This is a genomic window from Brevundimonas fluminis, from assembly GCF_003934285.1.
Lineage (GTDB): Bacteria > Pseudomonadota > Alphaproteobacteria > Caulobacterales > Caulobacteraceae > Brevundimonas > Brevundimonas fluminis.
Window position 1 is genome coordinate 162,833 of sequence record NZ_RQWJ01000002.1, and the last position, 18,521, is coordinate 181,353.

14 protein-coding genes are annotated in these 18,521 nt (G+C 69.2%); 12 read left to right on the plus strand and 2 right to left on the minus strand.

Translation table 11 applies throughout. The annotated features are described in order from the left end of the window. Window positions 1–9 precede the first annotated feature (9 nt). Window positions 10–378: a Tat pathway signal protein gene (locus EFJ44_RS01250; protein WP_125255375.1), complete on the plus strand. Its 369-nt coding sequence runs from the start codon at window positions 10–12 to the stop codon at window positions 376–378. 6 nt (window positions 379–384) lie between these two features. Here EFJ44_RS01250 and EFJ44_RS01255 read toward each other — a convergent pair whose 3' ends face one another. Then, window positions 385–1,359, minus strand: coding sequence for an ABC transporter ATP-binding protein (locus tag EFJ44_RS01255; RefSeq protein WP_125255376.1), 975 nt, complete (start codon window positions 1,357–1,359; stop codon window positions 385–387). A 93-nt stretch (window positions 1,360–1,452) separates the two neighbouring features. On the opposite strand from EFJ44_RS01255, the gene EFJ44_RS01260 reads away from it, so the two are divergent. The 8 genes from EFJ44_RS01260 (at window position 1,453) to EFJ44_RS01295 (ending at window position 13,851) form a co-directional block, all read left to right on the plus strand. Further along, window positions 1,453–1,716 (plus strand): zinc-finger domain-containing protein, encoded by a 264-nt coding sequence (locus tag EFJ44_RS01260; protein WP_125255377.1) that lies wholly within the window; start codon window positions 1,453–1,455, stop codon window positions 1,714–1,716. Between the two features lie 72 nt (window positions 1,717–1,788). After that, window positions 1,789–2,229 carry a VOC family protein gene (locus EFJ44_RS01265; RefSeq protein ID WP_125255378.1) on the plus strand — a complete coding sequence of 147 codons (441 nt, stop codon included), beginning with the start codon at window positions 1,789–1,791 and terminating at the stop codon, window positions 2,227–2,229. Beyond that, window positions 2,223–2,834 (plus strand): DUF6655 family protein, encoded by a 612-nt coding sequence (locus EFJ44_RS01270; RefSeq protein WP_125255379.1) that lies wholly within the window; start codon window positions 2,223–2,225, stop codon window positions 2,832–2,834. Before EFJ44_RS01265 ends, EFJ44_RS01270 begins: the two co-directional genes overlap by 7 nt. A gap of 57 nt (window positions 2,835–2,891) precedes the next feature. Next, window positions 2,892–5,792 carry a DNA polymerase I gene (gene polA / locus EFJ44_RS01275; protein ID WP_125255380.1) on the plus strand — a complete coding sequence of 967 codons (2,901 nt, stop codon included), beginning with the start codon at window positions 2,892–2,894 and terminating at the stop codon, window positions 5,790–5,792. A 190-nt stretch (window positions 5,793–5,982) separates the two neighbouring features. After that, window positions 5,983–9,966 carry a DUF4365 domain-containing protein gene (locus EFJ44_RS01280; RefSeq protein ID WP_125255381.1) on the plus strand — a complete coding sequence of 1,328 codons (3,984 nt, stop codon included), beginning with the start codon at window positions 5,983–5,985 and terminating at the stop codon, window positions 9,964–9,966. A 145-nt stretch (window positions 9,967–10,111) separates the two neighbouring features. Next, window positions 10,112–12,121 (plus strand): DNA-packaging protein, encoded by a 2,010-nt coding sequence (locus tag EFJ44_RS01285; RefSeq protein WP_241209635.1) that lies wholly within the window; start codon window positions 10,112–10,114, stop codon window positions 12,119–12,121. Between the two features lie 9 nt (window positions 12,122–12,130). Next, window positions 12,131–13,321: a BaiN/RdsA family NAD(P)/FAD-dependent oxidoreductase gene (locus tag EFJ44_RS01290; protein ID WP_125255382.1), complete on the plus strand. Its 1,191-nt coding sequence runs from the start codon at window positions 12,131–12,133 to the stop codon at window positions 13,319–13,321. 194 nt (window positions 13,322–13,515) lie between these two features. Next, window positions 13,516–13,851: a TFIIB-type zinc ribbon-containing protein gene (locus EFJ44_RS01295; protein ID WP_125255383.1), complete on the plus strand. Its 336-nt coding sequence runs from the start codon at window positions 13,516–13,518 to the stop codon at window positions 13,849–13,851. A 9-nt stretch (window positions 13,852–13,860) separates the two neighbouring features. Here EFJ44_RS01295 and EFJ44_RS01300 read toward each other — a convergent pair whose 3' ends face one another. Continuing rightward, the gene (locus tag EFJ44_RS01300) at window positions 13,861–15,573 is read right to left on the minus strand and encodes a hypothetical protein (RefSeq protein WP_125255384.1); all 1,713 of its coding nucleotides are present in this window, start codon (window positions 15,571–15,573) and stop codon (window positions 13,861–13,863) included. Between the two features lie 174 nt (window positions 15,574–15,747). Here EFJ44_RS01300 and EFJ44_RS01305 point away from each other — a divergent pair, with 174 nt between their 5' ends. Genes EFJ44_RS01305 through EFJ44_RS01315 form a run of 3 tightly spaced genes read left to right on the plus strand, consistent with a single transcriptional unit; the run spans window position 15,748 to window position 18,450 of the window. Further along, window positions 15,748–16,452, plus strand: a complete 705-nt coding sequence (locus tag EFJ44_RS01305; protein WP_125255385.1) for a response regulator transcription factor — start codon at window positions 15,748–15,750, stop codon at window positions 16,450–16,452. After that, window positions 16,421–18,028: an ATP-binding protein gene (locus EFJ44_RS01310; RefSeq protein WP_125255386.1), complete on the plus strand. Its 1,608-nt coding sequence runs from the start codon at window positions 16,421–16,423 to the stop codon at window positions 18,026–18,028. The genes EFJ44_RS01305 and EFJ44_RS01310 overlap by 32 nt, the downstream gene beginning before the upstream one ends. Beyond that, a complete protein-coding gene (locus EFJ44_RS01315; protein WP_125255387.1) occupies window positions 18,025–18,450 on the plus strand; it encodes an HPr kinase/phosphorylase in 426 nt (141 codons plus the stop codon). Before EFJ44_RS01310 ends, EFJ44_RS01315 begins: the two co-directional genes overlap by 4 nt. The last annotated feature ends 71 nt before the right edge of the window (window positions 18,451–18,521 follow it).

Below are 18,521 nucleotides of genomic sequence, written 5' to 3' on the forward strand. Positions count from 1 at the left end.
TCTGGGCCGATGGACAGACGCGCTCTTCTGGGACTCCCGCGTGACCTAGCCGGCGGCCGGGGAGGCGGCGGCCCGGCCACCTACGTCCGACTGTCGACCGTCACGGCCAACGCCCGGCGCGCGGGCGGAGGCAGCGGCGTCATGACGGTGGAGACCGGCGTCGACGTGCCCGACGCGGCCCTTCGCACACGAGCGACGCAGTCGGCTCCACGCCTGCGCGCCGCCTACAATGGCGTGGTGCAGAGGGCGGCTTCGGCCCTGTTGCCCGGCGCCCCGCCCGACGTGGACCGGCTGGCGCGGGAACTCCAGTCCGAGACCGACCGCATTCTCGGCCGCGCCGGCGCCCGCGTGCTGCTTGGAACGGTGATGATCGTCTGACGGCCCTCAGTCCCGCGTCGGATCGGGCCGCGAGACGTCGCCATAAGTCAGGGCGACGAAGACGTCTTCGAGGTCCGGATCCTCGGTCGAGACGTCCTGGATGGTCACCCCCGCGGCACGTACGGCCGCCAGCACCCTTTCCACCGAGCCCTGGCCCTTGCGATAGGTGACGGCGAAGGCGCCGCCCGGCCGCGGCGCGACTTCGAACCCGTCCAGCGCCGGCGTCGCCGCCAGCTCGCCCTCGGGCACGACCACCACGTTGCGGGTGTCGAGCCGGCGGAGCAGCACAGGAGTCGGTTCGCAAGCCACGACCTCGCCCCGATTGACGATGGCGATGGTGTCGCAGAGTTCCTGCGCCTCTTCCAGATAGTGGGTGGTCAGGATGACGGTGACGCCCGCGGCGTTCAGTTCGCGCACATAGGCCCACAGCTGACGCCGCAGCTCGACGTCCACGCCGGCGGTCGGCTCGTCCAGGATCAGGATCGGCGGGTTGTGCACGAGCGCCTTGGCCACCATCAGCCGACGCTTCATGCCGCCCGACAGGGCCCGCACATAGGCCCCGGCTTTGTCCGCCAGGCCCAGAGCCGCCAGCAGCTCGTCCGAGCGCCTCCGGCTCGCCGGCACGCCGTAGAAGCCGGCCTGAACCTCGAGCGCCTCGCGCGGGGTGAAGAAGACGTCCGCCGAAATTTCCTGCGGCACCACGCCCAGAGCCGCGCGGACGCCGCGGGGATCCCGATCCAGGTCGCGGCCCCAGACGACGACCTCGCCGCCCGACTTGTTCACCACGCCCGCGAGAATGTTGATCAGCGTAGATTTGCCGGCGCCGTTGGGTCCCAGCAGGCCGAACATCGAGCCGCGCCGAATGGTCAGGTCGACGCCCTTCAAGGCCTCCTTGGGCGGCGACGACTTCGAACCGGCGTAGGTCTTGGTCAGGCCGCGGATGCGGACGGCGTCGGCGGGAAGGGCGGAAGGATCGGACATGGGAGCCTTGGGCTGCCGCCGGGCCGTTTGACGCCGCGCGGGGGGCCGCATAGGTATGCCGCCGACCCCGTCCCGCCAAGTCGTGAGCCCCGAATGACCGCGCGCGTGCCCGCCATCGTCTCGCCGGAGGCCCTGCCCCCGCCGGAACAGTTCGCCGTCACCGGCCACCGCGTCGCCTGTGACGGCGGCGGCGGCGCCCTGGGGCATCCGCTGGTCTGGCTGGAACTGGGCGAAAAACCCTTCGTTGACTGCGGCTACTGCGACCGGCGCTTCGTGCGTCAGCAGGGCAAGAAGGCGCCCAGGGGCCTGAAGGCCAACTATGAAGACCCGTCGCCCCGTCACGCCGGCGACCATTGAGTCACACGAATTGACCGGGGATTCGCCCCGGGCGGGCTAGAAGGCCCGGGCCTCCCCTCCCCGGAAGAGCTCATGCGCTATCTGCACACCATGGTCCGCGTGAAGGACCTCGACGCCGCCCTGCGCTTCTGGTGCGACCTGCTGGGCCTGCAGGAAGTCCGGCGCATGGAAAACGAGGCGGGGCGTTACACCCTCGTCTTTCTCGCCGCGCCGAAGGACCTCGACCGCTCCGCCGCGGAGCGTTCGCCGGAATTGGAACTGACGTACAACTGGGACTCCGAGGACTACACGGGCGGCCGCAACTTCGGCCATCTGGCCTACCGGGTGGACGACATCTACGCGGCCTGCCGGCGCCTCTTGGCCGGGGGCGTGACGATCAACCGCCCACCGCGCGACGGCCACATGGCCTTCGTCCGGTCTCCCGACGGGATCTCGATCGAGCTGCTTCAGGAAGGCGAGCGTCTGCCGCCCGAAGAGCCTTGGTCGTCCATGCCGAACGTGGGGTCGTGGTGAGGCGCGCCCTCGCCCTTGCCCTGCCGCTGCTGCTGACGGCCTGCGCCTCCACCAGCGAGACCTATCCGGGTCGCACGGCGACCGAACAGTTGCTGGTCGCGCGCGCCGCCGACGACGCTGTGGACGGCCTGACCTTGCCGGTGCCCAAGGCCTCGCGGGTCTTCGTGGACGACAGCTACTTCCGGGCCGAGAACGCTCCGTATGCCGTCAGCGCCATCCGCGAGTCCCTGTCGAAGGGGGGCCACGCCCTCGCCCGGACGCGGGAAGAGGCGGACGTCATCTTCGAGATTCGCGCAGGGGCCCTGTCGCTTGAGCAGATGCGGCGGGTGTTCGGCGTGCCGGAGATGCGCATCCCGATCAACGACAGCTTCAACGTGGTTTCGCTGCCGGAACTGTCAGTGTACAGCCGCCGCGACCGGGTCGGCGTGGCCGAGTTTTCGGGATTTCTCTACGACGCCAAGACCGGCGCCCCTCTCGGCGTGATCGATCCGATGACGGGCCAGTTTCGGATCCGGAGCCACAAGCTGTTCATGATCTTCTCGTGGGGCCAGCAGCGCCTGGACCCGGGCGAGCGCGACCCGGGCGACAGCTGGCGCGAGTTCTGACCGGCAAGTTGTCCGGAGGCGGCTGACGCGGCGGCGCGCCCCGCCTATGTTCCGCCCATGACCGACGCCGCCCCCGAGATCGACCGCCCCCTGACCCAGGACGGCCCCGCGCTGCGGCTGTGGATGATCGACGCCTCGGCCTACATCTTCCGCGCCTACCACGCCCTGCCGCCGCTGACGCGCAAGTCCGATGGACTGCCTGTGGGGGCCGTCCAGGGCTATTCGAACATGCTGTGGAAGCTGTTGCGGGACATGAAGGGGGAGGACGGGCCGACGCATCTGGTGGCGATCTTCGATCATTCGGAGAAGACGTTCCGGAACGAGATGTACGATCAGTACAAGGCGAACCGGAGCGCGCCGCCCGAGGATCTGGTGCCGCAGTTTCCGCTGGTGCGCAGGGCGACGGCGGCGTTCGGGGTGCACTGCGTGGAGCTGCCGGGCTACGAGGCCGACGACCTGATCGCCACCTATGCCTGCAAGGCGCGCGACAGGGGCGGCGAGGCCGTCATCGTCAGCTCCGACAAGGACCTGATGCAGCTGATCGGGCCGCAGGTCGTCATGTGGGATCCGATGAAGGACCGCCGCCTGGCCGAAGACGCGGTGATGGAGAAGTTCGGCGTCACGCCGGACAAGATGATCGACCTGCAGGCCCTGATCGGGGACAGCGTCGACAACGTGCCGGGCGCGCCGGGCATCGGTCCGAAAACGGCGGCCCAGCTGCTGGACGAGTATGGCGACCTGGACACGCTGCTGGACCGGGCCGGCGAGATCAAACAGCCCAAGCGGCGCGAGACGCTGATCACCTTCAGGGACCAGATCCTGCTCAGCCGCGAGCTGGTCAAGTTGACCTGCGACGCGCCTGCGCCGGAGCCGATCGAGGAATTCGCCGTGCGCGATCCGGACCCGGAGGTGCTGGGGGCATTCCTGGACGAGATGGAATTCCGCTCCCTGCGCGCCCGCGTCGGCGACGGCAAGGCCCCGGTCAAGGACGGCTCGGCCTTCGCCGCCCGGCCCAAACCCCTGACCGCCCCGGTCGCCAGCCCGCGCTTCGCCCCCGTCGACGCCGCGCCCGTCGCCGCGCAACCGTTCGACCACGACGCCTATCGCTGCATCCAGACGCTGGAAGACCTCGACGCGGTCATCTCGCGGGCACAAGAGGCTGGAATCGTTGGGTTTGACTGCGAGACCGACGCCCTGTCGGCGACGCATGCGGGGCTGTGCGGGGTGTCGCTGGCGATCGGGCCGAACGACGCCTGCTACATCCCCCTGACGCACGAGCATCCGCCGGCGGAGGGCGCGGGCGGGCTGGATTTCGGGGGCGAGGCGGACGCCCGGGAGCCCCTGTCCCAGCTGGACAAGCCCACCGTGCTGGCCCGGCTGAAGGTCCTGCTGGAGGACCCCGGCGTGCTGAAGGTGGTGCAGAACGGCAAGTACGACCTGGCCGTCATGGCCCGCCGCGGCATCCGCGTGGCGCCGATCGACGACACCATGCTGATCTCCTACGTGCTGGACGGCGGCAAGCACCCGCACGGCATGGACGATCTGGCGCGCCGCTGGCTGGGCCACGACCCCATCCCGTTCAAACAGGTGGCGGGCACGGGCAAGTCCCAGAAATCGTTCAGACACGTCGAGCTGAAGCCGGCCACCTGCTACGCGGCCGAGGACGCCGACGTCACCCTGCGCCTGTGGCGCATCCTCAAGCCCCGTCTGGCCGACGAGGGTCTGGTCACCGTCTATGAGACGCTGGAGCGCGGCATGCCCGCGGTGCTGGCCGACATGGAGCGGGCGGGCGTCCGCGTCGATCCCGCGCGGCTGAAGCGGCTGTCTTCCGAATTCGGAATGAAGATGGCCGAGCTGGAGCAGCAGGCCCACACCCTGGCCGGCCGCCCCTTCAACGTCGGCAGCCCGCGCCAGATCGGCGACATCCTGTTCGGCGAGCTGGACCTGCCCGGCGGCAAGAAGACCGCCAGCGGCCAGTGGGAGACGGGCGCCGCCACCCTGGAATCCCTGGCCGAGACCCACGAACTGCCGCGCGTGCTGCTGGACTGGCGCCAGCTGTCCAAGCTGAAGGGCACCTACACCGACGCCCTGATCGAGGCCGCAGACCCCGAAACCGACCGCGTCCACACCAGCTATCAGCTGGCCGCCGCCTCGACCGGGCGTCTGGCCTCCAGCGACCCCAACCTGCAGAACATCCCCATCCGCACCGAGACGGGCCGCCAGATCCGCAAGGCCTTCATCGCCGCGCCCGGCCACGTTCTGATCAGCGCCGACTATTCCCAGATCGAGCTGCGCCTGCTGGCCCACATCGGCGACATTCCGGAGCTGAAGCGCGCCTTCGCCGCCGGCATCGACATCCACACCGCCACGGCGTCGGAGATGTTCGGCGTGCCGGTGGACCAGATGGATCCGGAGACGCGCCGCCGCGCCAAGGCGATCAATTTCGGCATCGTCTACGGCATCTCGGCCTTCGGCCTGGCCGCCCAGCTGGGCATCGACCAGGGCGAGGCCGGGGCCTACATCAAGACCTATTTCGAGCGCTTCCCCGGCATCCGCGCCTACATGGACGCGACCCGGGCCGAGGTGCGCGCCGCCGGCCACGTCTCGACCGTGTTCGGCCGCCGCATCCACATCCCCGCCATCCAGTCCAAATCGGCCGCCGAGCGCCAGTTCGGCGAGCGCGCCGCCATCAACGCCCCCATCCAGGGCGCCGCCGCCGACATCATCCGCCGCGCCATGATCCGCATGCCCGCCGCCCTGGCCGAAGCGGGCCTGAGCACCCGCATGCTGCTGCAGGTCCACGACGAACTGGTGTTCGAGGCCCCGGAGGCCGAGGCCGAGCGGGCCATTCCGGTGATCAAGCGGGTCATGGAACGCGCGGCCGAGCCGGCCGTGGCGCTAAGCGTGCCGCTGGTGGTGGAGGCGCGGGCGGCGGGGAACTGGGACGAGGCGCATTGATCGCGCCGTTGGCGCGCTAAAGCTTCAGGGGTGCTACTGCTCTTCCACCTGCTCCTGTCTAGCTCGATACAAGGCACGCGCACCGGGAGCGTCATGTCTTCGAGGGCGACATAGGAGCTTCATACTGCAACGGTCGCCTCGAAGAGACACGGTTGGGCCAGCGATCGTTTGATCGCATGGACGTTTTGACATGGGCAGAAACAAGAAACGCCAGATCGATCCTACTGAGCAGCTTGGCGTGAAGGCGCTCGAGTTCGCGCTGACGCGATTTGGATGGGTCGCGCGAGCTCAGTATGTGGGCGATTTCGGAGTCGATGTTCATGCCGAAACCGCACGTGCCGATGGAACGGCGAGCGGTCGTCTCATCGCCATCCAAGTAAAGTCGGGATCATCCTACTTCGCAAAGGGCAATGCGGCCGAACTTCACTTCTATGCCAACGCGGATCATCATTCCTACTGGGAGGGTCACTCCCTTCCCACGTTGATCGTCTTCTACAACCCTGACACCGAGCAGATGCTTTGGCAGTGGACGTCAGAAGCCAAACGCAAGGACAAGACGTGGCGGATTACGGTCCCTAGAACGCAAGAGTTCAACGAGTCCGTCAAAGCCACACTGGCGAAGGTTGCCGACGAAGGGAAGCGGCTCACTGCAGAGGAGGCCTCGAAGCTAGAGTCCAAACTCTCTGCCGAAGTTAAATCTGCCGCTTCGGTTAAGGCCCCTCAATCCGACGGTGTTGCCTACTCGGCCGCCGGTACCGACATCCGGCCACTCCTCGCCGCCGATGTAGGCCAAGGATTATCGCAAGAATCGCTCGCCCAGATCGCCAAGCTCCTAGACGACAAGCTCAAGCCCTTACAGCCCACCGGCGTGGAAGCATCAGCCGGCTCCTCCAGCGACCCGCGCCGGGCGGTGGAGAGCGAAGCGTTGCATGCCCAGATCGACCAACTTCGGGACATCAAGAACGAAGGCGACCCCGCCATCGCGCATCGGAAACTTGAAGCGCTTCTCCCCAAGATCGATCAGGCGGCGACGCCATTCGCCTACTTCCGTGTAGTCACAACCTTGGCGGCCTGCTCCCTAGATCTCGGCCGCAGCGACGAGGCCAAGGCCGGGTTCGAGGAAGCCTACCGACTGCAGCCTGACGATGTCCTTGCGGTTACAAACCTAGCGCTGGTGCGGCTACTCGAAGGCGAGCACCAGGAGGCGTTCGATCTTGCAACTGCCGCGATCAAGAAAGGGGGCTATCCGACCCATACCCTTACAATCCTGATCGGCGCGTCCGCCCGACTGAACCCCGATGTGACGCCGGAAGAGCTTGTTCCGGAACGCGACTTGGGAACAGCGGCGGCCGACTTTTCGATTGCCGAGTTCTATCGTGTCACGAACAATCGGATCTGGATTGACAAGGCCATCGAGGGGGCCACCAGTCATCCCGACGATACCTCATTCCGCAGACTGCATGCGCATGCCGTTCTAGAGGCTGCTACGACAGACAAGCAGTTCGTCCAAGGTGGGCAATCTCGTGTGAGCGTCGCCGATGTGGCGAAGGTCGCCGAGACGTTGCGGAGGGATGTCGAAGCAAAGCTGGCCGGGGGGCTTGCGGACAAGGAAGACTTAGCTAACGAGGCCGCTAACGTGGCCATCGCTTACCGGGTGATTGGGGACTTCCGACCGGCCATTGCGCTGCTTGAGAACGTCTTGGCCTACACGGGGCACCAACCCAACGTGATCCGCTTGCTTGGTCTTCTTCAAGGCCTTGCGGATGATGAGCCTGCCGCCATCAAGACCTTGGCTGCGATACCGGAAGACGGTGAAGCGCAATTACTGCGGGCAGAAATGGTGGGCCGGGATGATCCGGCGGCGGCCCTCGATCAAGTCAGGTGCCTTCCCGAGAGCATCATCCCAAGTCATCACAGGACCACTCGTTGGTTAGTGGCAGCGAACCTAGCTCTGGCGGCTCGGGATGAAGTCGCCCTCAACGAAGCGCTCGAACATATTCGTGCCGATGCCGAAGTGGCGCCCTATGCCGATGTCCTAGACGCCCGGCGTCAATCGAATGCCGGAGTGCCCGCAGACGAGATCGCGCGAAAGTTGAGTGACGTCGCCGACAAGCTTACGCCCGACACGCCATTCGCGGTTCGCATCTCGATAGCAAAAGCACTCCAGAGCTACGATGCTGACCTAAAGGCGTCTCGCGTCCTAGACGGCACCGTTGAACTCGGACGAGACACGGAAGCGACCCGACTTTACCTTGAGGTCCTTACGGCGGGCGGCCGAGACAAGGACTTCCTGAGTGCTGTAGAACAAGTGCCAAATGAGATGCTGGACGACGCACAAGTGGTCTGGCTCCGCGCTGTACATGCGTTCAATCGCGGAGATCTGAATGCGGCAGAAAAATTTGCCCGGCAGCTGAGGGCGCTCCACCCTAATGATCTCCGGTCGCTTATGCTGCTGCTCGAGACGCTCGTTCGTCGTCGTCGCGATCCGGCGATCAAGGAAATCCTCAACAGCCGCGTCGAGGATTCTGCCGTTGGTACGTTGAAAGACCGCATCCGACTTGGGCGACTTCTCGTCGGATTTGGATTCGTTGAACGCGGCCAAGCCTTCCTCTATCGGCTGCTGCTGGAGCACCGAGATGATCCCACTCTGTGGGTCAATTTCGGTGCCGCCGTTCTGAATGCGGGCCGGAAGCGCGATCAGCACTTAGACGTGACCAAGGTTGGCGATGATGTCTTTGTCAGGCTTGAGCTCGGCGGCGGCGGAAAAATCGAGTTTGTCGTTGAACCGGATTCATCGTTGCGGCGGCTGGACGCAGACGCCCGGGAGCCGACACACCCTGATGTTCTCGCGGTCGTTGGCCTATCGACGGGCGCGGCCTTCACGCTTCCAGACGGCAGAGCCGGCACCGTAGGCGACCTGCGGCATAAGTTCGTTGCCCGCATGCAGGCTGTTCTTCAGGAATTCGAACAGCGCTTTCCTGCGGCGGATGGATTTCGGAGCTTCAAGATCGATCTGGAAGCCGAGGGCGGCCTGGACGCGATCAAGTCACTGGTCAAAGACCGGGCAGACTTTGTCGACGACCAAGCTAACGCGTACGAAGCTGGGGCACTGCCGCTTGCGGTCTTCGCGCACAATATCGGCGTTACGTCGATCGACGCTGCGATGGGGCTCGCCTCAACCGGGCGCAAGTTCCACGTGGCTTTTGGAAACGAGCAAGAGAGGGCCACAACGACCAGCGCTCTCCAAGCAAATGCGCTGCGCGGCATCGTCGTGGACGCACAGACTTTTTCGACAATCTGGGATCTTGGCGTCGCAGATCTTCTAGAGGCGCTGCTTGGGAAGTTCCACTACTCGGCGAACACGCTTTATGAACTTCAGCGAAGGTTGGAGCAGTTTGGCGAGCCTGATGACCACGACACGCGGGACTCGATTTCCTACCGGGAGGGAAGGCTGGCGCTCCAAAGCGTCCCGGCATCAACAGTCCATGAAGCGGCAAGGAATCTACAGAACGCGATCGCTTGGCTAGATTCTAACGGTGTCCTCGCGCCTGCGATGATTCCCAGCGAGCTCCCTGACGACACGCGCGAACTCTACCTCCAAATGCCGGCACCACTTCTTGATGAGATATTCATTGCCAAGGACCGTGACCTGCTTCTCCTAGTGGACGACCTCCGTCTTCGGCATTGGGCCAAGGGATTCGGCGTCGAGCGTTCCTCGTGGCTTCAGTGGGCCCTTGCCTACGCGGTCGATGAGGGGCTCGCGGCGATGCGGGCTTATGCCGATTGGAACGCCAAGCTTCTGGAGGCCGGTCAGTTCTACATCGGGCTCGCACCTGTCGTCTTTTTCGCTGCGATTGAGAGAGATGTTGAATCCGGCACACGGAAACCCGGACCAACGTTTGACGCGCTGGCAACATCTCTTGGCGGAAGACACGCCGACATGGATTCCCACATTAGGGTCGCGGCCCAGATCATTCATGGACTTTGGACGAGACGGGGTCTGCAGCCACTTCGCGAGCCCGCGACTGGCATCATCCTCACGGCCCTGTTGGCGGAGCGCCACACCGATTATCGCGTGATTTTGGGCCTGCTCGTGCGCGTCTTTCGAAGGCTGCCGCTGGTCAAAGAGTACATTGCCGGATGGACTCGGGGGCACTTTCTCGAAGCTTGGTAAGGGCCAAGGCAGCATCGCTGGTGGCCCCCCCAATACGCCAGCCAAAATATTCTTTCACACCCCCTGACTCCTGCTGCCGTGGGGGTTTGCGGGGCGCGGGGGGCGATTTTCCGACGTCAGTCCCGGACCGTCCTATGCAGGGGGCATGGGGACGCACTTCAACTGCAGGCTGGATGACGGGACGTGGCGGGCGCTGTTCGGGCGCTGGCACGCGGGGGAGGACGCGCGGGCGCTGAGGCGGGAGGCGGGGGTGTCGGCGGACACCTGGTCGGCCAACGCCAGGCGGCTGGGGATGCGGCTGCGCGACCTGCCGCCCGATCATCCGCGCCGGCGGGCGCCGCCGCACGCCGCGCGGGCCGACGACTGGAAACATCCGCGCAGCCGGCTGACCGAGGGGGAGTGGCGGGCGCTGTTCGTGCTGAGGGCGCAGGGGGTTCCGGATGTGGCGCTGTGCGCGCGGTACGGGGTCGCGCCGTCGACGATCTGCTCCCAGGCCAAGGTGCGGGGGCTGAAGCGGCCGCGCGGGCTGGCGGGGACGGGGCGGACTGCGGCCGCGGTCGACCCCTCCACCGCTTCGCGGTCCCCCTCCCCATCGCGTGGCGATGGGGAGGAGACGGGCACACCCTTGGCCGGGGTGGAGATCGTGATGGGGGATCCGGCGCGGACCCTGGCCTCGTTCGACGGGGCGATCGCGGAGGCGGGGCGGCGGGCGGACTTCGCGCGCGTGACGGAGGCCTGCCGGGCCAAGCTGTCGGTGAAGCGGGCGCTTTTTGGGGAGGGGGCGAGGGGGATGGAGGATGGGGCGCCGGGGCCCTCCCACCCGGTCTCGGCTTCGCCTCGACCACCCTCCCCTGTCGGGGAGGGAGAGGCCGTGGCGCCGCTGGTGCTGCGGGCGGCGCAGCGGGCGCCGGAGGGGGACTGGTCGACCTGGCTGTTTCTGGGCGGGCGCGGGGCGGGGAAGACCCTGGCGGGGGCCAGCTGGCTGGCCGACCGGGCCGAGGCCCTGGGGGCCGGCGGGCGGCTGGCTCTGGTGGGGCCGACGCTGCACGACGTGCGCGAGGTGATGGTGGAGGGGCCGTCGGGCGTGCTGGGCCTGCCGCGCTGGGATGAGGCGCGGTTCGCGGGGCGGCGGCCGGTCTATGAGGCCGGGCGGCGGCGGCTGGTGTTTCCCAACGGGGCGGTGGCGCAGGCGTTCTCGGCCGAGGATCCCGACAGTCTGAGGGGGCCGCAGTTCGCCGCGGCCTGGGCCGACGAGTTCTGCGCCTGGCGCGAGGGGGAGGCGACCCTGGCCCTGTTGCGGATGGGGCTGAGGCTGGCGGGCGGGGCGGGGGAGGCGCCGCGCCTGTGCGTGACCACCACGCCGCGGCCGACGGCGGCGCTGAGGCGGCTGAGGGCCGAGCCGGGGCTGGTGCAGACCCATGCGGCGACGCACGACAACGCGGAGCATCTCGCGCCGGGCTTCGTCGCCGGGCTGGAGCGGCTGTACGGCGGCACGCGGCGCGCGGCGCAGGAGATCGAGGGCCGGGTGGTGGAGGCCGAGGGCGGGCTGTTCACGGCCGGGATGATGATGGAGGCGCGGAAGAGGGCGGAGGAGGTGGAGGGCGCCCCCGGGCGGGTGGTCATTGGAGTCGATCCGACGGCGACGGCGGGGGGCGACGCCTGCGGCATCGTGGTGGTGGGGCGCGTGGGCGAGGCGGCCGTGGTGCTGGCCGACCGCACCGTGGCGGGGGTCAGTCCGCGGCGCTGGGCCCGGCGGGTGGCGGCGGCGGCGGAGGAGTTCGGGGCCGTGCGCGTGGTGGCCGAGGTCAACCAGGGCGGCGACATGGTGCGCGCCGTGCTGCGCGCCTCGGGCTGCGCCGTGCCGGTGCGCGAGGTGCGGGCCACGCGCGGCAAGCGGCTGAGGGCCGAGCCGGTGGCGGCCCTGTACGAGCAGGGGCGGGTGGCGCACGCCGCCGGGCTGGGGCCGCTGGAGGAGGAGCTGATGGCGCTGGGGCAGGAGGGGGCGGGCAGTCTGGACCGCGCCGACGCCCTGGTCTGGGCCGTGACCGACCTGCTGATCGACGGGGCGCGCGGGGCGGGGCGGCCGGGGGTGCGGGCGCTCGACCTGGGCGTGCGGCCCGGCTGGGGGCTCGCGGGGCGGGGCGCGGGCTGGTAGGGGCCGGGGATGGCAGGCAGCGAGCTGGACGTCCTGATCGTCGGCGCCGGGGCGGCGGGGATGATGTGCGCGGTCGAGGCCGGGCGCCGGGGCCGCGCCGTGCGCGTGATCGACCATGCCCGCGCGCCGGGCGAGAAGATCCGCATCTCGGGCGGGGGCCGGTGCAACTTCACCAATCTGGAGGGCGACCGGGTCGAGCGGTATCTGGGGCGGAACCCGCGCTTCGCCACCTCGGCGCTGAAGCGGTTCGGGCCGCGCGACTTCATCACCCGCGTCGACCGGGCGGGGATCGCCTGGCACGAGAAGACCCTGGGCCAGCTGTTCTGCGACGACTCGGCGAAGCGGATCGTCCGCATGCTGACGGACGACATGGCCGAGGCGGGGGCGCGGCTCTCCCTCGGGGTCTCGGTCGAGCGGCTGGAGCGGGTCGGGGACCGGTTCGAGGCGGCGCTGTCGGACGGGACCACGGCGCGGGCCGCCTCGCTGGTGCTGGCCACCGGGGGCAAGTCGATCCCGAAGATGGGGGCCACGGGCTGGGCCTGGGACATGGCGCGGCGCTTCGGCCTGACGGTGACGGAGACGCGGCCGGCGCTGGTCCCCCTGACCTTCGACCCGGACTGGCTGGCGCGCTGGGCCCCGCTGAGCGGCCTGTCGGTCGACGCGGTGGTCGAGGGCGGCGGCGCGCGCTTCCGCGAGGGGCTGCTGTTCACCCACCGCGGGCTGAGCGGGCCGTCGATCCTGCAGATCAGCTCCTACTGGCGCGAGGGGGAGGCGATCACGCTGAGCCTCGCCCCGGACCGGGACGTGGGCGCCGAGATCCGGGCGGCCAAGGTCGGGAACGGAAAGCAGATGCTGCACACGGCGCTGGGCCAGATCGTGCCGCGCCGCCTGGCCGAGGCGGTGGCGGCGCACGAGGGGCTGGGCGGCAAGCTGGCGGAGATCGGGGACAGGAGGCTGGCCGCGCTTGACGCCGCGATCAACGGCTGGCGCGTGAAGCCGACGGGCTCGGAGGGATACCGCACCGCCGAGGTGACGCTGGGCGGGGTGGCGACGGACCAGCTGGACCAGCAGACGATGATGGCGAAGTCCGTGCCCGGACTGTTCGTGATCGGCGAGGCGGTCGATGTGACGGGCTGGCTGGGCGGCTACAATTTCCAGTGGGCGTGGTCGTCGGGCTGGGCCGCCGGGCAGGTGTGCTGATCCGTCGCCTTGACCCGGCGTCAGGACGCCCCAGATTGGTCAAGCGGGACGGGCCCCTCTGGCGCGTCCGGGCCGGTTCCCCTCCACCGGCGCCGGGCGCGTGATGTCGGACCGCTTCGGACGCCCCGGCGTTCGTCCGGCCCCAACCGCGGCGCCGGGCGTCCGAGCCCCCCCTTCCTGTCTCCGGAGCCCGAATGCCCCTTCTGATGTGCCCCAACGACGACGCCCCCATGCAGACCGTGGAGCGGTCGGGCGTGCAGTTCGACATGTGCCCCAAATGCCGGGGCGTCTGGCTGGACCGCGGCGAGCTGGAAAACCTCATGCAGGCCGCCGTCGACGACGCGCCCCGCGCCGCCGCGCCGCAGCCGGCGGCCGCCCCGCCGCCCCGGCAGGCCCCGCCGCCGCAGCCCCAGCACTGGGGCCATGGCGAGCGCGGCGAGTACGGGGAGCGCGGGGAGTACGGCGAACGGGGCGAATACGGCCACGGTTACCGCAAGAAGCGGCCGTCGATCTTCGACATCTTCGACTGAGGTCGTCCGTCAGGCGGCCAGGCCCGCCTGACGCATCAGCGCCTTGATGGGGGCGACCTCGTCGGGCGCGGCCCCCAGGGCGCCCCGCACCTCGGGCGCGCGCAGCATCTTCAGGACCTCGGCCCTGGCCCGGTCGGCGCAGGGGCCCGCCGGTCCGGTCTCGCCCGCCGCCAGTTTCAGCAGCACGCGCAGGCGGGCGGGGACCGGCGCGGACGAGCGGACCAGCTGGGCGACGATCCGGGCCTCGGCCTCCACCGTGCCGCCCACCGCGCCGATGGCGGTCAGGATGGCCTCCTCGTCGCCGGCGGACAGGGCGCAGGCGCGGACGGATTTCTGCAGGGCGGCCAGGGCGGCGAGCGCGTGCGAATGGCCGTCCGCGTGCCGTCGCATCTCGCTTTCGAATCTGAGGGAGCCGACGCAGGCGGACAGCCACCGCGCCGCCGACCGCTTGTTGGCCGTGCCGGTGACGTTCTCGCACAGCCGCGTCAGCTGTTCGGCCTCGCACAGGACGGTGTCGCAGTCCTTGACGTAGGCGGCGACGAAGTCCGCCGTCACCAGGCTCTTCGAGCGCTCGGTGAAGGCGTTCTGGATCTCGTCCAGCGTCAGCAGTCGTCCGGCGGTGGCGGTCAGCGTCAGCGCCAGCCCGCGGAGGATGTCGATCTCGCCCGCCGCGTCGCGGGGCCGCAGGCGCCGGGGGCTCATCAACTCGCGCAGGACCATCCGCGCCAGGGCGGCGCTCAGCAGGGGGAACTCACCCGCCTGCAGCCGGGCGCCGAGGCGGGCGGCCGGACCGTCGACGGTGGGGATCAGCAGATCCAGGCGCGGGTCCTGGGAGATCAGGGCGTCGATCTCGCGCGGGGCCACCATGCGCACCACGGCCGCCAGACTGGCCCCCTGATCCAGCGACGGTCCCAGCACCTCGGCCAGTCCGGTGCGCGAGGACAACAGTTCGCACAGAATCTGTTCGATCACGACCATGACCAGAGCCCGGGGCGGGCCCTCCATCGGCGCCGCGTCGGCGAGGGTCATCAGGCCGTCCAGCCGCGCCCGCGCGCCCTTCAGATCCTTGAGGGCCCCCGAGACGACCCCGCCCATGATGAAGGCGCGATCGGACGTGCCGGCCAGCCGATGGGCCAGGTCGGCGAGGCTGCGGTCCTCCAGTCCGGGAAACAGCTTGCGTCGTCCCGCCGAGACGAGACGCTCGATCACCTGATCCGCCAGCTTCTGATAGTGACGCATCAGCTCGTGGACGGGCTGGCCCACCGCCTGGCTTTCGGGCACCGCCACCTTCTGCACCGCGTGCTGAAGCTCCACGCCGGCCGCTTCCAGACGTTCGGCCAGATCCGGGCGATGCAGCAGCTCGAAGGCGGTGACGCCCTGACGCTGAAGCCAGTCCTCCAGAACCCGGCCCACGAGTTCGCGCGCCTGCGGCGAGTACAGGTCCTGCGGCCCGCCGCAGCGCGGCCCGGCCTCGTCCTCGGGCACCACGCGCTTGCGCACCACCTCCGGCGCGCCCCGGTTCAGCACCGTCAGGCTGGTGAATTCCAGGGTTTCGGGGTCCAGCGTCTCCTTGGTGACCCGGACGGCGGCCGCGCGGTCGTCGCGCAGCAGGTCCTCGGCCGTCTCCAGGGCGACCTTCCGGTCCTCCGTGGCCATCAGCAGGCTCCACGGCGCCGGCGCCGTCTTGCGGATGAAGACCTCGTAGTGGACGGCCCCGGACATGAACGCTCTTCCTACTGAGCGACCGATTCTACCGCCCCGGCCTTAAGGCGGGGTTTCGATCCGCCCGGGCCGCGCCTACCTTCCGCCTTGCTCTCGCCGCGGAGGGACAGAACGGTTACGCTTCCCGCGCGTTGACACGCCACGGAGGGGGCGAGAGGCCCCAAGGAGACGGACTTGGCCAACATCACCCTGGTGGACGACGACGAGAACATCGTGGCTTCGGTGTCGCTGGCGCTGGAAAGCCACGGCCACAAGGTGACCGCGTATCACGACGGCGCCACGGGTCTGGAGGCGCTGGAGGCCAGCCCGCCGGATCTGGCCATCCTCGACGTGAAGATGCCCCGCATGGACGGGATGGAGGTGCTGCGCCGGCTGCGCCAGACCTCGACCCTGCCGGTCATCATCCTGACGTCGAAGGACGAGGAGATCGACGAGATCCTGGGCTTCAACCTGGGCGCCGACGACTACATCCACAAGCCGTTCAGCCAGCGGCTGCTGATCGAGCGGGTCAAGGCCCTGCTGCGGCGCACCGGCGCGGAGGGCGCAGAGCCCGAAGGCGCCGGCGACTCCGCCTCGCGCGCCATCAAGCGCGGCAAGCTGACCATGGACCCGGCCCGGCACGAAAGCACCTGGGACGGCAAGGCGGTGAAGCTGACCGTGACGGAGTTCCTGCTGCTGCAGGCCCTCGCCCAGCGCCCCGGCTTCGTGAAGAGCCGCGACAATCTGATGGACGCCGCCTACGACGACCAGGTCTACGTCGACGACCGCACGATCGACAGCCACGTCAAGCGCATGCGCAAGAAGTTCCGGATGGTCGACCCGGAGTTCGACGCCATCGAGACCCTGTATGGCGTCGGTTATCGATACCGCGAGAGCTGATCGTCAGGAGACGGACGAGGGTCTGAGGCCGAAGCTGCGGCTGGTCGGCTCGCGGCTCGGCGCCCTGATCCTGATCCTCAACCTGCTGAGCCTGCTGATCCTGTTCGGCGGGGCGCTGGCGCTGAACGAATGGCGGCGCGGCCTGGTGGAGGCCCGGCAGGAATCCCTGCTGTCCCAGGCCGAGCTTCTGGCCAATGTGCTGGGCGAGCTGGAGATCACCCGAGGCGAGCCCCGACCGGTGCTGGACGAGCTGGAGGTGCCGAAGTGGCTTCGCGACACCTTCATTCCCGCCGGCCAGAGGGCCAGCGTTCACAACGCCGACGGCCTGTTCGTGGCCGACAGCTTCCAGGTGTCGGACCAGATCCCGGGCCGGCCCCTGCCGCCCGTGGGCTCGCGCGAGATGGAGCGGATGGAGGCCGCGGCGACCTCGGAGGAGGATCCGCAGGTCCAGCGGGCCCGCGCCGCGCTGGCCGCCGAGGTCGAGGCCGCCCTGCGCGGAGAGCCGCAGATGGGACTGCGCCGCTCCGAAACCGGCGACCGCGTGGTCTCGGTCTCGGTGCCGATCCGCCACGTGCGGCAGGTTCTGGGCGTCCTGACGCTGGAGGCGGCGGACGTGGACGCCATCCTGGCCGCCCAGCGCGCGGCCCTGATGCCCTTCGCCCTCGTCGCGCTGGCGGTGTCGCTGCTGTCCTCCCTGCTGCTGCACATCTTCGTGGTGCGGCCGATCATGCGGCTGTCGGCGGCGGCGGATCAGGTGCGGATGCAGCGCGCGCGGGCCATCTCCTTCCCCGACCTGGAGGGGCGTCGCGACGAGATCGGCGACCTGGCCCGGTCGCTGGAGACCATGACGACCACGCTGTCGGAGCGGATGGACGCCATCGAACGCTTCGCCGCCGACGTGTCGCACGAGATCAAGAACCCGCTGACGTCGATCCGATCGGCGCTGGAGACGCTGGAACTGGTCAAGACCGCCGAACAACGCGAGCGCCTGACCGCACTCCTGCAACAGGACGTGCGCCGGCTGGACCGTCTGATCACGGACATCTCCAACGCCTCACGCCTGGACGCCGAATTGGCGCGCGACCGGCTGCGGGTGGTCGACCTCAACGCCCTGCTCGGCGAGGTCGTCGGCGTCTATCGCGACTCGCCGCGCGCGGGGGCCGTGCCGGTGGAGTTCCGGTCGGACGTCGCCGGAGCCGCCCGGCTGACCGGGCGGGACGGGCCGCTGGGCCAGGTGTTCCGCAACCTCATCGACAACGCCCTGTCGTTCAGCCCGCCCGACGGGACGGTGCGCGTGGCGCTGGCGCGTGATCCCGACGGCTGGCGCGTTACGGTCGAGGACGACGGCCCCGGCATCCCGGCCGAGAATCTGGAGACGGTGTTCGAGCGGTTCTACACGTCGCGGCCAAAGGGCACGGCGTTCGGGGGCAACTCGGGACTCGGCCTGTCGATCGTGCGCCAGATCGTCGCCGTGCACGGTGGACGCGTCTGGGCCGAAAACCGGACCGGCGCGGACGGCGACGTCGAAGGCGCCCGCTTCACCGTGGTGCTGCCGGCGGACGGCGCCGCGACGTGACGCGCCGGCCCCTGCACGCCACCTGCGTGGCCCTGTTCGGACCGTCCGGCTGGACCGGCGTGCTGCTGACGGGCCCCTCGGGCGCCGGCAAGAGCGATCTGGCCCTGCGGCTGAGGGAGGGCGGGGCGCGACTGGTGGCCGACGACGCGACGCTGGTGTGGCGCGACGGCGACGCCCTTCACGCCGCCTGTCCGGAGACCATCGCCGGCCGCATGGAGATTCGGGGCCTCGGCATCCTGGCCGTTCCGGACCGTGTCGTGGTCCGTCTGGGACTGGCGGTCGGGTGCGGCGCGGGCGCGCCGGAGCGTCTGCCGGACCCGCAGCGCTGGACCCATGCGGGCCTCGACCTGCCGTTGCTGGAAATCGACGCCCGGGCGCCTTCGGCCGCCGCCGTGGTGCGACACGCCGTCCAACGGCTTTGATCCTGGCGCGCTTTGGCCTATCAAGCGCCGCTTGCGGGCCGGATTGGGCCCGGTCGCGGGGATCGCTCCCT

Coding starts and splice junctions, on each gene's coding strand:
- EFJ44_RS01250 (WP_125255375.1), top strand. CDS start 10: ATGGACAGACGCGCTCTTCTGGGACTCCCGCGTGACCTAGCCGGCGGC.
- EFJ44_RS01255 (WP_125255376.1), bottom strand. CDS start 1,359: ATGTCCGATCCTTCCGCCCTTCCCGCCGACGCCGTCCGCATCCGCGGC.
- EFJ44_RS01260 (WP_125255377.1), top strand. CDS start 1,453: ATGACCGCGCGCGTGCCCGCCATCGTCTCGCCGGAGGCCCTGCCCCCG.
- EFJ44_RS01265 (WP_125255378.1), top strand. CDS start 1,789: ATGCGCTATCTGCACACCATGGTCCGCGTGAAGGACCTCGACGCCGCC.
- polA (WP_125255380.1), top strand. CDS start 2,892: ATGACCGACGCCGCCCCCGAGATCGACCGCCCCCTGACCCAGGACGGC.
- EFJ44_RS01280 (WP_125255381.1), top strand. CDS start 5,983: ATGGGCAGAAACAAGAAACGCCAGATCGATCCTACTGAGCAGCTTGGC.
- EFJ44_RS01285 (WP_241209635.1), top strand. CDS start 10,112: ATGGGGACGCACTTCAACTGCAGGCTGGATGACGGGACGTGGCGGGCG.
- EFJ44_RS01290 (WP_125255382.1), top strand. CDS start 12,131: ATGGCAGGCAGCGAGCTGGACGTCCTGATCGTCGGCGCCGGGGCGGCG.
- EFJ44_RS01295 (WP_125255383.1), top strand. CDS start 13,516: ATGCCCCTTCTGATGTGCCCCAACGACGACGCCCCCATGCAGACCGTG.
- EFJ44_RS01300 (WP_125255384.1), bottom strand. CDS start 15,573: ATGTCCGGGGCCGTCCACTACGAGGTCTTCATCCGCAAGACGGCGCCG.
- EFJ44_RS01310 (WP_125255386.1), top strand. CDS start 16,421: ATGGCGTCGGTTATCGATACCGCGAGAGCTGATCGTCAGGAGACGGAC.